Here is a 13,146-nt window from a genome sequence, read left to right as displayed (position 1 = left end):
CCCATCGCGCGACCAAAGCCGCCGCTGAACCAATGATCGGGAGAATTATCATGTCACGCATTCTGAAGGCGGCAGTGGGAGTCGGGCTGGCCGTCTCGCTGACATTCGCGGCCCTGGCGCAGAATGCCGATCATCCCCAGAACGCGCCGCTCCGGGTCGCGGCCGATGTCGGTTTTGCCCCCTTCGCCTTCAAGAAGCCCAATGGCGAGACAACCGGCTTCTCCTATGAATTCGCCCAGGAGATCGCCCGGCGCATGGGCCGTCCGGGCGTCGAGATGGTCGATGCCAATTTCTCGGCGATCTTCGCGGGGCTGTTCTCCAAGCGTTTCGAACTGATCGTGGCGCCGACCAATGTCACGACCGAGCGCGCCGCCCAGATGCTGTTCACCGAGCCCTATATGCCGACCGGCCTCGGCTTCCTGACGAAGAAGGGCGTGACGATCGGTTCGCTCGAAGAGTTGAGGGGCAAGTCGCTGTCGGTCAATAGCGGCTCGGTTGCCGACAAATGGGCGACCGAGAACGAACAGCGCTACGGCTTCACCCTGCAGCGCTACAACAAGAACGCCGACGCCGTGCAGGCGGTGATGATCGGCCGCGCCTTCGCCAATGTTGCCGACGCGCCGGTGTCCCGTTACATCGCGACGCAGACGCCGATGGCCGAAGTGCCCTTCACGCTGGAACTCGGGCGGAACTTCGCGCTTGCGGCGCGCAAGGACGACGTGGCGTTCCGCAACGAGGTCGAAATGGCGATCGAATGCATGAAGCAGGACGGCACGCTGTCGCGGCTTCATGCCAAGTGGTTCGGCGTCGCGCCGGCCGCGGATTCGAGCACCGCCACTGTTTTCCCCGGTTTCGGCGCCCCCGGCTTCGAGGGCCATGATGCCACCGAGCATCAGCCGGCTTGCCGTTGATGCCAGGCCTGCCCGCATCAGACAGTGCGGGCAGGGCCGTCCTTTGATGCTTCAGGGAACCGCTCAGCCATGACCGACGCCGTCAGGATCGAAGGCCTCCACAAGAGCTTTGGAGCGGTTGATGTGCTCAGCGGGATCGATCTCAGCATCGGCCGGGGCGAAGCCGTCGTGCTCGTCGGTTCGTCGGGCTCGGGCAAGAGCACCTGCCTGCGCTGCATCAACCGGCTGGAGGAGCCGTCGGCCGGCCGGATCTTCGTCGGCTCCCAGGAAGTGACGGGCAAGAAAGTCGACCTGAATGCCGTCAGGCGCAGGATCGGCATGGTCTTCCAGGGGATCCATCTCTACCCCCACAAGTCGGCGGTGGAGAACGTTGCGCTGGCCCTGCGCAAGGTCCTGAAGATGAGCCGCGCCGCTGCCCGCGAGAAGGCCCTGCACCACCTCGCCGCGGTCGGGCTGGCGGAACGGGCGACCTTCTATCCCGCGCAGCTGTCCGGCGGCCAGCAGCAGCGTGTCGGCATCGCCCGCGCCCTTGCGCTGGAACCCGAGGTCATGCTGTTCGACGAGCCGACCTCGGCGCTCGACCCCGAACTCGTCAGCGAGGTCCTCAATGTCATGGCCGGCACCAAGGCCGCCGGCATGACCATGGTCGTCGTCACCCACGAGATGCAGTTCGCGCGCGACGTCGCCGACCGGGTGTTGTTTCTCGACAAGGGGCGGATCCTCGACCAGGGCCCGCCGGGGGATGTCCTGGTCAATCCACGGCATCCCCGCATTCGCGATTTCCTCGGCCGCATGTCGAAGCACTGAACGGAAGGCCGCGGCGCGATGGATCAGATCGCCTATTATTTCTTCAATTTTTCCCTGATGAGCGGCCATTGGCCGGCGATCGGTGCGAGTTTCCTCATTACCGTCGAGATGGCGGCGCTGACCATTCTGATCGGCATTCCCCTCGGCCTGTTCCTGGCGGTGCTGCGCCTTTACGGCATCCGGCCGCTCAACTGGCTGATCATCTTTTATATCGATTTCTTCCGGTCGATCCCGCAGCTCGTCATCATCGTTCTCGTCTTCTTCGCGCTGCCCTATCTCGATCTCGTCGTCTCGGCCTTCTGGGCAACCGTGCTCGCGCTCTCCTTCGTCCTTTCGGCCTTCGCCGAGGAGGTCTTCTGGGCTTCCATCACGGCGGTTCCCGCCGGCCAGTGGGAGGCCGGACGCTCGTCCGGGCTCGGGTTCAACCAGACGCTCGGGCACATCATTCTGCCGCAGGCCGTGCGGATGAGCATTCCTCCGCTCACCAACCGCGCCATCGGCATCACCAAGGGCACGGCGCTGGGCTCGGTCATCGCAGTCCCGGAGCTCCTGAACGTCACCCAGAGCATTCAGTCGAATGTCGCCAATCCCACGGCTCTGACCGTCGCGACCATCCTGTTCCTGGTGCTGTTCCTGCCGCTGGTTCTGTTCACGCGCTGGATCGAATTCCGTTACCGGCACGCGGGTCGTTGAACGATGACCTTTACCGAGACCTTCTTCAACCTGGACATTCTGATCAGCATCTGGCCGCTCCTGCTCGAGGGGTTGTGGATGACCGTCAAGCTGTCGCTGTTCATCGTGCCGCTGTCGGTCGGCATCGGCCTCGGCCTCGCCGTGCTTCAGGACCTGCCCAGCCGGGTCTTGCGGGTGGTGCTCGCAGCCTATGTCGACGTGATGCGGGCGACGCCGCCGGTGATGCTGCTCATCTTCATTTTTTACGGCCTGCCCTTCATCGGGTTGCCGCTCGGCGAATTCTCGGCCGCGGTGCTGGCGCTGACCCTCAACGGCTCCAGCTATTTTTCCGAGATCTTCCGGGCCGGGCTGGAATCCGTGCCGCCGGGCCAGCGTGAGGCCGGCCGATCGACGGGCCTCAGCTGGTTCCAGACCATGATGTCGGTGGTCGTCCCGCAAGGTTCGCGGAACGTCATGCCGGATCTCGTCAGCAACACAATCGAACTGGTCAAACAGACCTCGATCGCATCCGTCGTGGCGCTGCAGGAGCTGCTGCGCTCGGCCCAGATCGCCCAGGGGCTCAACTACAATCCGACCCCGCTGGTGGCCGCCGCGATCATCTATTTCCTGCTGTTCTGGCCGTTCGTGCGCCTGGTGTCGACCATGCAGGCGAAGCCGCAGCCGGGCGCGCGCTGATCGGCGGGAGTTCGGTGAGGCGATCGGATTCACAGAAATCCGCGTTTCCGGGCACTTTACGTCACCCCCAAGGCAAAGCAATTGCTTTGCCGGGGCGAGCGAAGCGAGGAAAGGGGGCCGCTTGGCGGCGCCCTGGGTGTATACGTTCGGGTGATTTCGCTGTGTCGAACAAGGTGTTCTGCAACCCCTGGACCTCTCCCCCTCGCTGCGCTCGGCCGGGGGTGACGTAGGAGGTTCCGGGGCAAACTGACGCTCCAGCCCATCGCAGCGCGGGTTGATGGTTCGGCTCCGACCGGAAGCACCGAAGGCTGTCATCAAGACCCGGTCGTGCTATTTTTCGATCGGCCCATAATCCGAGGTTATGCCGATGACGATGAATCTGCGGCAGATCGAGATGTTCCGCGCGGTCATGGTGACCGGCTCGGTCAGCGGCGCGGCGCGGCTTCTGTCGGTGTCGCAGCCGGCGATCAGCCGGCTGCTCGCCTATACCGAGGACCGCCTCGGCCTGACACTGTTCGAGCGGGTCAAGGGCCGGGTCCAGCCGACGCCGGAAGCGCGCCGGCTGTTCGCGGAGGTCGACCAGGTCCATCAGGGCGTGGCGCGGGTCAACGAACTTGCCGACGAATTGCGTCGCGGCGGCACCGGTTCGGTGCGCATGGTGGCGAGCCCGAGCGTCGGGCACGTCCTGGTGCCGAAGGCCATCGCCCGTTTCCGCGCCCGCTTTCCCGACGTTCGCATCGAATTGGAAATCCTGACGCTGTCCGAACTGATCGCCAAGGTGGCGAGCAACCGCGTCGACCTTGCGGTGACCTCCATTGCCGTCGACGAGCCGACGGTGACCTCGGTTTCGATCGGCGAGGGCAGGCTGCAGGTGATCTTTCCGACCGACCATCCGCTCGGCGAAAAACGCGTGATCAAGCCGGCGGATCTCGCGCCCTATCCGATCATCAGCTACGGGCCGCAGACGCCCTATGGCATGATCGTCAATCGGGTGCTGACCACGACCAACAAGCCGATCCGCATCAACACGCAGGTGCGCTTCACGCCCAATGCCTGCAGCCTGGTGCAGGCCGGTGCCGGCATCGCCATTGTCGACGACTTCGTGCTGATGGATGGCGCCTGGCCGAACATCCAGTCGCGGCCGCTGGTGCCGAAGACGACCACCCGGGTGCATCTCCTGACCGCCCGGGTCGAGCCGCTGTCGCGCATCGCACGGACCTTTGTCAGCCATCTCGAGGAGGTGCTGGCCGAGCCGCCGGGCAGGGGATGAGCCCGGGCATGGCCGCCGTTTGGCCGACCGCCACGCGCCGGCTTTGCGGCTCAGGGTCATGCACCTCATAACGGGCCGTTATAGAAACGACCGATCTTGGTATTTGATTTTACATGTCTCCTTGCCCCAGCGTCCGGACAGAAAACGCAAAGGGAGAGAAGCATGCTTGGCATCAAGACATCCATCCTGGCCGTCGCCGGACTGGCGCTGGCGGCACTCGCGCCTGCCAAGGCGGCCGAGCGCGTGACGCTGATGCTCGACTGGATCCCGACAGGTGACTACGCGCCTTATTACGCCGGCATCGCCTCGGGAATTTATCAGCGCAACGGCATCGAATTGCGGATCGTCAAGGGCAATGGCTCGGGCGATACCTTGAGCAAGCTCGCCGGCGGTGCCGCCGATATCGGCATGGCCGACATTTCGGCGCTGTTCACCGCGCGCCAGCGCGGCAACATGCCGGTCAAGATGATCGCCTCGGTCTATGCTCATTCCCCGCATTCGCTGTTCGTGCGCAAGGATTCGGGCATCACCAGTTTCGCCGGGCTCGAAGGACGTCGCATCGGCATCACGCCCGGCAACAGCCACCGGCTCTACTTTCCGGCGGTCGCCGCGGCCGCCCATACCGATCCGAACAAGATCGAATGGGTGACGGTGGACGGTTCCTCCATGGCGGCGCTGCTGATCAGCGGCCGCATCGACGCAGCGCCGTTCTACTCGACCAATTTCTACTATCAGAACAAGCAGGCCATGCGCGCCGGCCGGGAACTGGCCTTCCTGCCCTTCGTCGAGGCCGGCTTCTCGATCTACTCGCTGTCGTTCCACGCGACCGAAGCCACCATCCAGAACCGCGCGGACATGCTGCGCAACTTCCTGAAAGCCACGCGCGAGGCCTGGGTGGCGGCTCGCGCCAATCCGCAGGCGACCTGCGAGGCCCATGTCAGGCTGGTGCCGGAAGTTGCGCTCGACGATTGCCTCGGCAGTCTCAACGCCACGCTCGGCTTCATCTTCACCGATCACTCGGCCGCGGTCGGTCTCGGCGGCATCAATGACGAGCGCCTGAACAAGACCTATGAGGTCGTCGCGGCATCACAGAGCCTCGATGCGCGTCTCAACCCGCGCACCGCCGTCGACATGAGCCTCCTGCCGACCACTCCCTGAACCAGCAGCCGATGCCCCGGCAAGTCGCCGAGGCCCAGGCAAGGATACTCCATGATCGAAATCAGCAATGCGGGCCAGGTTTTCGGGCCCGCCGGCGAGGGCGGCGTGCGCGCGCTCGACGGCATCAACCTGACCATCCGCGACCGCGAGATCGTTACCCTCGTTGGCCCGTCGGGCTGCGGCAAGTCCACGCTCCTGCGGCTGGTATCGGGATTGATCCCGCCGTCGGAAGGGAGCATCCGGATCAATGGCGACAAGGTCACCGCGCCGCGCCAGGACACCGGCATCGTGTTCCAGGCGCCGACCCTGCTGCCCTGGGCGACGATCTTCGAGAACGTCATGTTCCCGTCAAGCATCATGAAGCGCGACGACGAGGCGGCGCGCCAGCGTGCCCGCGACCTGCTGCGGGTTGCCGGCATCGCCGATTTCGCCGACCGGCGGCCAAAGCAGCTGTCGGGCGGCATGCAGCAGCGCGCGGCGATCTGCCGGGCTTTGGTGCACAATCCCTCGATCCTGCTGATGGACGAGCCTTTCGGCGCGCTCGACGCGCTGACCCGCGAGGTGATGACCATCGAGCTGCTGCGGATCTGGACGGCGACGCCCAAGACCATCCTGTTCGTCACCCACTCGATCCCGGAGGCGGTGATCCTGGCCGACCGGGTGGTGGTCATGTCGCCGCGGCCGGGCCGCATCGCCGAGATCATCGACGTCGACCTGCCGCGGCCGCGCAATTTCGCCCTGGCCGGGCATCCGGAATTCCAGCGCTGCGCCGAGCGCATCCGCAATCTCATTTTCGGCGACCAGGGGGCCCAGTTCGATGTCCAGCACTGAATTGCGCCGCCTGTTCAATTCCAGCCGGGAATTCGTCGTTCCCCTGATCGCGCTGGTCATCCTGATGATCATCTGGGAGGCGAGCGTGCGTTTCTTCGCCGTCCCGGAATATCTGCTGCCGGCGCCGAGCCGCATCTTCGAAGACACCTATGCGATGGGCTGGGTGGTCGGCGACCACACCATGGCGACGCTCAGGACCATCCTGTTCGGCTTTTTCCTGTCGATCGCGGTCAGCCTGCCGCTGGCGGTGCTGATCTCCTCCTCGCGGCTGTTCGCCGACGCGATCTATCCGCTGCTGGTGCTGACCCAGTCCGTGCCGAAAGTGGCGATCGCGCCGATCCTGGTGGTCATGCTCGGCCCCAACGAATTGCCGCGCGTCATCGTGACCTTCCTGGTCGCCTTCTTCCCGCTGGTCATTTCGATCACCGCCGGCCTGATGGCGGTGCCCTCGGAACTGGTCGAGCTGTCGCGCTCGTGCCGGGCGACCAAGCTGCAGGAACTGTTGCGCATCCGCCTGCCTTATTCCATCCCGTTCCTCTTCTCCGGCCTCAAGGTCGCCATCGCGCTTTCGGTGGTCGGCGCGGTGGTCGGCGAATTCGTCGCCGCCGAGAAGGGGCTCGGCTATCTCATCACCTCGGCGACAGCCTTCTTCAAGGTGCCGGTGGCCTTCGGCGCCATGCTGATCCTGGCCATTCTGGGCATCGTGCTGTTCCAGGCCATCGTGGTGGTGGAACGGGTGCTCTTTCCCTGGGCCGCGGCCGAGGAACCGCGGACCTGACCGGCCCGCGCAACAGCAATCGTCGGGGATATAAGCCATGACCCAAGATCGACGTTACCAGGTGATCCGCAACGCGCTCGTGCTGCGGCCGGGCCAGCTTCAGGCCGAACCGCTCGACATCCTGATCGAGGGCGACACCATCCGTGAGATCGGCCCGCGCGGCCTCGCCGCACCCGACGAAGCCCTCAGCATCGACGGCGCGCGCCGCCTGATTCATCCCGGCCTGATCAATGCCCATACCCATGGCCACGGCGCGCTCGCCAAGGCCATGGGTGATCGCTGGTCGCTGGAGCTGCTGCTCGCCGCGGGGCCCTGGATCAGCGGCAATCGCAGCCTCGAGGACAAGTATCTCAGCGCCTCGCTGAATGCCGCCGAGATGGTGCTGAAGGGCAGCACCGCCTGCTACGACCTGTTCTTCGAAGTGCCGGCGCCGAGCCTCGACGGCATGGCGGCGGTGGCCCGCGCCTATGGCGATGTCGGCATGCGCGCGACCATCGCGCCGATGGTGGCGGACATGTCGCTCTACCAGGCGATCCCGGGGCTCTACGACGCCTTGCCCGAGGCGCTCAAGGGCGAAGTCGACAAGATGCGCATGCAGCCCTACGAGGCGACGCTGCGCGACGTCGAGGCCTTCATGAAGGGCGAGCGTTTCGACGGCGACCGGTTGAAGCTGGCGCTTGCGCCGACCATTCCGCTGCACTGTTCCGACGCTTTTCTCGGGGCATGCCGCGATTGCGCGCGCCGGTTCGGCCTCGGCCTGCACAGCCACGTGGCGGAATCGAAGATCCAGGCGCTGTCCGGCCTGAAGCGCTACAAGCGCACCCTGACCGCCCATCTCGACCAGCTCGGCCTGCTCGGGCCGCAGTTCACCGTGGCGCATGGCATCTGGCTCGACGACGACGACATGAAGCGGCTTGCCGGCCATGGCGCCTCGGTGGCGCATAATCCGGGCAGCAACATGCGGCTCGGCAATGGCATCGCCGACATGCGCGCCATGCTCAAGGCGGGCGTCAATGTCGCCGTCGGCACCGACGGCTCCAACAGCGCCGACAACCAGAACATGTACGAGGCGGTGAGGCTTGCCTCCTTCGCCTCGAAGGTGCGCGGCCCCGACTACACCGAATGGGTGACGACGCCCGAGGCGCTGCACGCGGCGACCGAGGGCGGTGCCCGGGCGCTCGGCTTCGAGGGCAAGATCGGCCGGATCGAGGCCGGCTACAAAGCCGACCTGGTTTTCGTCGATCTCGACCATATCAACTGGCTGCCGCACAACCGGACGGTCAACCAGATCGTTCATGTCGAGGACGGCACGGCCGTCCACAGTGTCATGATCGGCGGTCGTTTCGTGGTCGAGGACCGCAAGCTCACGACGGTCGATATCCGCGTCTTGGCGCAAAAGGCCGAAGCGGCGCGCGAGCGCCTGGCCGCCGCCAACGAGCCGATGCGGCTCCTGGCTGAGAAGCTGCAGGATGCGGTCGGCACGTTCTGCGTGGGGCTGGCGCGCCAGCCTTATCATGTCGACCGATATGCCAGCCGGGTCGGCGAGGGGGGCTGAGGCCCCCCGTCGCCAGATCAGTCGATGTCGAACTTGACGCCCTGGGCGAGCGGCATGGCGCGGCCATAGTTCACCGCGCTGGTCATGCGCCGCATATAGGCCTTCCAGGCGTCGGAACCGGATTCGCGGCCGCCGCCGGTTTCCTTCTCGCCACCGAAGGCGCCGCCGATCTCGGCGCCCGACGAGCCCATATTGATATTGGCGATGCCGCAATCCGAGCCGGTCGCCGACAGGAACCGGTCGGCCTCGCGCATGTCGGTGGTGAAGATCGACGAGGACAGGCCCTGCGGCACGCCGTTCTGCAGGGCGATGGCCTCTTCGAACTCGGAATATTTCAGCACATAGAGGATCGGTGCGAAGGTCTCCTCGACCACCGGTCCTTCTTGCGCGGGGGCTTCGACCAAGGCCGGGCGCACGTAATAGGCGGCCGGGTACTGGCTGGCCGCATGGCGCTCGCCGCCATGGATGGTGGCGCCGATGCCGCGGGCGGCTTCGAGGGCCCGGGCCATGCCTTTGAAGGCGGCCTCGTCGATCAGCGGCCCGACCAGGGCATCGCTCTCGACGGGGTTGCCGACGGAGACATTGGCATAGACCTGGCGCAGGCGCGGCACGAGCTTGTCATAGACGCTTTCGTGCACGATGAGGCGGCGCAACGTCGTGCAGCGCTGGCCGGCCGTGCCCATGGCGCCGAAGGCGATGGCGCGCAGGGCGAGATCGAGATCGGCCGAGGGACAGACGATGGAGGCATTGTTGCCGCCGAGCTCGAGGATCGCCCGGCCGAAGCGCCTGGCGACGCGTTCGCCGACGATGCGGCCCATGGCGGTCGATCCAGTGGCCGAGACGACGGGCACGCGCGGATCGTCGACCAAGATCTCGCCGACATCGCGGCCGCCGATCAGAAGCGTGGCGAGGCCTTTCGGCGCGCCTTCGAATTTGGCCGCGACGCGCTCGAACAGGGCGGTGACGGCGATGGCCGTGAGCGGCGTCTTTTCCGAGGGCTTCCAGATGACGCTGTCACCGCAGACCAGCGCCAGCGCCGCGTTCCACGACCAGACCGCGACCGGGAAATTGAAGGCCGAGATGACGCCGACCGGGCCGATCGGATGCCACTGCTCCATCAGCCGGTGGTCGGGCCGCTCGCTGCCCATGGTCAGGCCGTAGAGCTGGCGCGACAGGCCGACGGCGAAATCGCAAATGTCGATCATCTCCTGGACCTCGCCGAGGCCCTCGGAGACGATCTTGCCGACCTCGATGGTGACGAGGCGGCCGAGCGCTTCCTTCTCCTGGCGCAACGCGTCGCCGAGCAGGCGTACCAATTCGCCACGGCGCGGCGCCGGCACGGCCCGCCAGGCCAGGAACGCCTCGTGGGCCTGGCCGATGGCCGCGCGGGCCTCGGCCGCGGTCGCGTCCTTGACCCGGCCGATGGTTTCACCCGTCAGCGGCGAACGAATGACGCGCTCGCCCGACGCATAGACCGCCGGCGCGACACCGAGCGATGAAAGGATCTGGGCGACCTCCTGCGCGAGGCCGTTGCCGGCCAGCCTGGGTGCTGCTTGCTGGGTCATGAGACGTTCCTGCTTCGCCTGAGTTTCGCCGTTCCGCTCGCCTCGACGGGAGCGGAGCCAGGATGTGATCCTAGCGCTTATTGGGGCGCTGCGACCACGGGAAGCGATGTTCCGTCATACGGCCATGCCAAATCGGAATGGCGCGGGGCCGGCGGGCAGTGGGCCCGCCGGCTGTCTCGGTGCGGCGAACAATTCGCCGTCGACCGGCCGTCAGGCGACCAGGAAGCCCGCGCCGACCGGGTCGTTGCGGTCGATCACCCAGCGGGCGGTGCCGAGCAGGCCGGCCGTGCCCTTGACGGTCGGGCGAACGGCGCGGGTGCCGTTGAGGCTGGTTTCACCGATCAGGCAGCCTTCGAACGTGCCGCTGCCGAGCAGCCCTTCCGAACGGATCGGCTGGTGCAGCGTCATCAGGCCGCGCGCCTCATACATCGCCATCATGGCGCTTGTGCCGGTGCCACCCGGCGAACGGTCGAGCTGGCCGGCCGAGAACACGTGGACGTTCTTGTAGAAGGCGCCCTCAATGGTCGGCTCGTGCCAGAACGTCACGAAGTTGAAGTTGTTGATATGGGCCGAGGCCGGGTGCTGGATCGCCACCTTCTGGCGCAGTTGCTCGCGGGCCATGATGCCGAGGCGCGACAGTTCCGAACCGTTTTCCGGGGCGATGCGCAGCGACGTGCCGCACAGGTCGATAATGCCGAAATAATTGCCGCCCCAGACGATGTCGGCCTTGAGCGCGCCGACGCCGGGCAGTTCGAGCGGCACGTCCTGCGCCGCGACATAGGCCGGCACGTTCTCGAAGCGCGTCCACTGCACCTGCGGCCCGTCACTGGCGACCTCGGCGGTGACCGGGCCGGCGGTGGTCTCGAAACGGATGGTGGTCAGGCCGTTGTCGCCGCGGCGCACCAGGCCGAGCGCCACCATGGCCATGCCGACGGCGATCGTGCCGTGGCCGCACATGTGGGAATATTGCGTGCCGTCGATATAGATCAGGCCGGCATCGAATTCGGGGCTGGACGGCGGCGTCAGGAACACGCCGAACATGTCCTTGTGGCCGCGCGGCTCACGCATCAGCGCCTGGCGCAGCCAGTCGTAGTTCTCTTCCAGGAACCGGCGCTTCTCCAGGATGCTGGATCCCGCGGGGTAGGGGATGCCGCTATGGATGATGCAGAGCGGCTCGCCCTCGGTATGGGTGTAGACGACGTCGAAGACATCCTGCTGGCGCATGACATTTGGCTCCTTGGTTCGGCAGGTCTCAGCGGCGCTCGGACAGAACGTCGAGGCCGAGGGTGAGATCGAGGATGATGATAGTGACGGCCGCGACGAGGATCGTGATCGACGACACCGCGGCAATGGTCGGGTCGATCGTGTACTGCACGTAATTGAACAGCTTGACCGGGATCGTGGTGAGCTCGGCGGTGGTGTTGAAGATGCTCAGCTCGACATTGATCCAGGACGAGATGAACGCGAAGATCGCGCCGCTGGCGATGCCGCTGCGGATCTGCGGCAGCGTCACCAGGAAGAAGGTGGTCAGTGGTCCCGCGCCGAGATCGGCCGAGGCCTCTTCGAGGCTCCGCTGATCATCGGTGAGCTGCGGCAGCACGGCGCGCAGCACGAAGGGCATGATGATGACGATGTGGCCGACCAGCAGCGCGTTGAAGCTGCGGGTCAGGCCGATCGCCGTGCCGTATTGCAGCAGGGCCGCGCCGAGCACGACATGCGGCAGGATCAGGGGCGACATCAGCGTGGCGGAGAGCAGGCGCCGGCCGGGAAAGGCGTGGCGTGCGATCGCGAGCGCCGCGGGCACCGCCAGCAGGACCGCGATGAGGGTGGCTGCCGTCGCGAGCGCGGTGCTGGTCGCGAAGGCCGCGACATAGCTGGGATCGCCGATCATCTTCCCGTACCAGGCCAGCGTCACGCCCTGCGGCGGGAAGGCCAGGAAGCTCGATGTGGTGAGCGACGAGCCGACGATGACGGCGAGCGGCAGGACCAGGTAGACGAGCGCGGCATAGGAGACGAGACGGATCGCGGCGGTGATCATGGCGTGCCCCCTGTCGAGCGCCGTGTCGTGCGTCGTCCGGGCTCGCCGATGCGGCCGGCGATCGCCACGAGGATCAGCGTCATCGCCAGCATGGTGATGCTGAGCGCGCCGCCGTAGTTGAAGTCGAACACCGAGCTGTATTGCTGGAAGATCAGCATGGAGAAGACGGTGATGCGCCCGCCGCTGAGCAGGGCCGGCGTGACATAGGCGCTGACCGCCAGCATGAAGACCATGATCGCGCCAGCCGTCAGTCCGGGCAGGCTGAGCGGGAAGGTGATGGTCCAGAAGGTAGCGGCGGGCGTCGCGCCGAGATCGGCCGAGGCCTGTTCGAGCGACGGGTCGACCTTGGCGAGGGCGTTGCCGACCGCGAGCACGACAAAGGGCAGGAGAATGTAGACGAGCCCGATGAGAATGCCCGTTTCCGTGCCGATGAAGCGCATCGGCCGCTCGATCAGCCCGCTGGCGACCAGTCCGTCATTGACCAGGCCGTTGCGCCCGAGCAGCACCATCCAGCCGAAGGAGCGGACGATATTGCTGGTGAACAGCGGCACGATCAGCAGGATGACGCAGGCGCGGCGCCAGAGCGGCCATTTGACGATGCGCACGAGATACCAGGCCAGAGGATAGCCGATCAGCACGCAGGCAAGCGTGGTCAGGGCGCCGATCCGGAAGGTCACCCACAGCACGTCCCAATGATAGCGGTCGAGCAGAATGCGGGCATAATTGGCCGTCGTGGGGTCGCCGGCGGCGTTGGTCAGGCTGGCAATGGCGACAACCGTCATCGGCGCCAGGAAGAAGGCGGCGAAGAACAGCGCCGGCAGGCCGGTCAGCAGGGCGATGGTACGCAAGGGAGCGGTCATCGCCG

Annotated in this window: 13 protein-coding genes; 9 read left to right on the top strand and 4 right to left on the bottom strand. The window is 66.0% G+C overall.

Annotated features, from left to right (window positions below; translation table 11 throughout):
• The first annotated feature begins 50 nt into the window (after nt 1–50).
• From AC07WJ_RS26745 to AC07WJ_RS26705, 9 genes are all read left to right on the top strand, one after another.
• A complete protein-coding gene (locus tag AC07WJ_RS26745; RefSeq protein WP_494937732.1) occupies nt 51–911 on the top strand; it encodes a substrate-binding periplasmic protein in 861 nt (286 codons plus the stop codon).
• Between the two features lie 69 nt (nt 912–980).
• Nucleotides 981–1,718 (top strand): amino acid ABC transporter ATP-binding protein, encoded by a 738-nt coding sequence (locus AC07WJ_RS26740; protein WP_494937731.1) that lies wholly within the window; start codon nt 981–983, stop codon nt 1,716–1,718.
• A gap of 18 nt (nt 1,719–1,736) precedes the next feature.
• Entirely contained in the window at nt 1,737–2,411 is a 675-nt protein-coding gene (locus AC07WJ_RS26735) for an amino acid ABC transporter permease (protein WP_494937730.1), read from the top strand.
• A 3-nt stretch (nt 2,412–2,414) separates the two neighbouring features.
• The gene (locus tag AC07WJ_RS26730; RefSeq protein WP_494937729.1) at nt 2,415–3,086 is read left to right on the top strand and encodes an amino acid ABC transporter permease; all 672 of its coding nucleotides are present in this window, start codon (nt 2,415–2,417) and stop codon (nt 3,084–3,086) included.
• 367 nt (nt 3,087–3,453) lie between these two features.
• Nucleotides 3,454–4,356 (top strand): LysR family transcriptional regulator, encoded by a 903-nt coding sequence (locus tag AC07WJ_RS26725; RefSeq protein WP_494937728.1) that lies wholly within the window; start codon nt 3,454–3,456, stop codon nt 4,354–4,356.
• 162 nt (nt 4,357–4,518) lie between these two features.
• The gene (locus tag AC07WJ_RS26720) at nt 4,519–5,514 is read left to right on the top strand and encodes an ABC transporter substrate-binding protein (protein ID WP_494937727.1); all 996 of its coding nucleotides are present in this window, start codon (nt 4,519–4,521) and stop codon (nt 5,512–5,514) included.
• A gap of 51 nt (nt 5,515–5,565) precedes the next feature.
• The gene (locus AC07WJ_RS26715; protein ID WP_494937726.1) at nt 5,566–6,345 is read left to right on the top strand and encodes an ABC transporter ATP-binding protein; all 780 of its coding nucleotides are present in this window, start codon (nt 5,566–5,568) and stop codon (nt 6,343–6,345) included.
• A complete protein-coding gene (locus AC07WJ_RS26710; RefSeq protein ID WP_494937725.1) occupies nt 6,332–7,123 on the top strand; it encodes an ABC transporter permease in 792 nt (263 codons plus the stop codon). Before AC07WJ_RS26715 ends, AC07WJ_RS26710 begins: the two co-directional genes overlap by 14 nt.
• Nucleotides 7,124–7,160: 37 nt before the next feature.
• Complete coding sequence (locus AC07WJ_RS26705) at nt 7,161–8,678, top strand: amidohydrolase family protein (RefSeq protein ID WP_494937724.1); 1,518 nt, start codon at nt 7,161–7,163, stop codon at nt 8,676–8,678.
• A 17-nt stretch (nt 8,679–8,695) separates the two neighbouring features.
• Here the strand turns inward: AC07WJ_RS26705 and amaB are convergent, their stop codons facing one another.
• The 4 genes from amaB to AC07WJ_RS26685 all read right to left on the bottom strand — a co-directional run bounded on the left by amaB (nt 8,696) and on the right by AC07WJ_RS26685 (nt 13,141).
• Nucleotides 8,696–10,243: an L-piperidine-6-carboxylate dehydrogenase gene (gene amaB / locus AC07WJ_RS26700; protein WP_494937723.1), complete on the bottom strand. Its 1,548-nt coding sequence runs from the start codon at nt 10,241–10,243 to the stop codon at nt 8,696–8,698.
• Nucleotides 10,244–10,453: 210 nt separating this feature from the next.
• Entirely contained in the window at nt 10,454–11,467 is a 1,014-nt protein-coding gene (locus AC07WJ_RS26695) for a proline racemase family protein (RefSeq protein ID WP_494937722.1), read from the bottom strand.
• A 28-nt stretch (nt 11,468–11,495) separates the two neighbouring features.
• Entirely contained in the window at nt 11,496–12,281 is a 786-nt protein-coding gene (locus AC07WJ_RS26690; protein WP_494937721.1) for an ABC transporter permease, read from the bottom strand.
• Nucleotides 12,278–13,141, bottom strand: a complete 864-nt coding sequence (locus AC07WJ_RS26685) for an ABC transporter permease (protein ID WP_494937720.1) — start codon at nt 13,139–13,141, stop codon at nt 12,278–12,280. Before AC07WJ_RS26685 ends, AC07WJ_RS26690 begins: the two co-directional genes overlap by 4 nt.
• Between the last annotated feature and the right edge of the window lie 5 nt (nt 13,142–13,146).

The organism is Phreatobacter sp. GW821-FHT04C01 (assembly GCF_059420385.1).
This window is presented reverse-complemented; position numbering and strand designations above follow the sequence as displayed.

What these genes read in the sequence shown, in the direction of transcription:
- AC07WJ_RS26730 (WP_494937729.1), top strand. Translation starts at nt 2,415, where the DNA reads ATGACCTTTACCGAGACCTTCTTCAACCTGGACATTCTGATCAGCATC.
- amaB (WP_494937723.1), bottom strand. Translation starts at nt 10,243, where the DNA reads ATGACCCAGCAAGCAGCACCCAGGCTGGCCGGCAACGGCCTCGCGCAG.
- AC07WJ_RS26685 (WP_494937720.1), bottom strand. Translation starts at nt 13,141, where the DNA reads ATGACCGCTCCCTTGCGTACCATCGCCCTGCTGACCGGCCTGCCGGCG.
- AC07WJ_RS26735 (WP_494937730.1), top strand. Translation starts at nt 1,737, where the DNA reads ATGGATCAGATCGCCTATTATTTCTTCAATTTTTCCCTGATGAGCGGC.
- AC07WJ_RS26725 (WP_494937728.1), top strand. Translation starts at nt 3,454, where the DNA reads ATGACGATGAATCTGCGGCAGATCGAGATGTTCCGCGCGGTCATGGTG.
- AC07WJ_RS26710 (WP_494937725.1), top strand. Translation starts at nt 6,332, where the DNA reads ATGTCCAGCACTGAATTGCGCCGCCTGTTCAATTCCAGCCGGGAATTC.
- AC07WJ_RS26715 (WP_494937726.1), top strand. Translation starts at nt 5,566, where the DNA reads ATGATCGAAATCAGCAATGCGGGCCAGGTTTTCGGGCCCGCCGGCGAG.
- AC07WJ_RS26690 (WP_494937721.1), bottom strand. Translation starts at nt 12,281, where the DNA reads ATGATCACCGCCGCGATCCGTCTCGTCTCCTATGCCGCGCTCGTCTAC.
- AC07WJ_RS26720 (WP_494937727.1), top strand. Translation starts at nt 4,519, where the DNA reads ATGCTTGGCATCAAGACATCCATCCTGGCCGTCGCCGGACTGGCGCTG.
- AC07WJ_RS26695 (WP_494937722.1), bottom strand. Translation starts at nt 11,467, where the DNA reads ATGCGCCAGCAGGATGTCTTCGACGTCGTCTACACCCATACCGAGGGC.
- AC07WJ_RS26740 (WP_494937731.1), top strand. Translation starts at nt 981, where the DNA reads ATGACCGACGCCGTCAGGATCGAAGGCCTCCACAAGAGCTTTGGAGCG.
- AC07WJ_RS26745 (WP_494937732.1), top strand. Translation starts at nt 51, where the DNA reads ATGTCACGCATTCTGAAGGCGGCAGTGGGAGTCGGGCTGGCCGTCTCG.
- AC07WJ_RS26705 (WP_494937724.1), top strand. Translation starts at nt 7,161, where the DNA reads ATGACCCAAGATCGACGTTACCAGGTGATCCGCAACGCGCTCGTGCTG.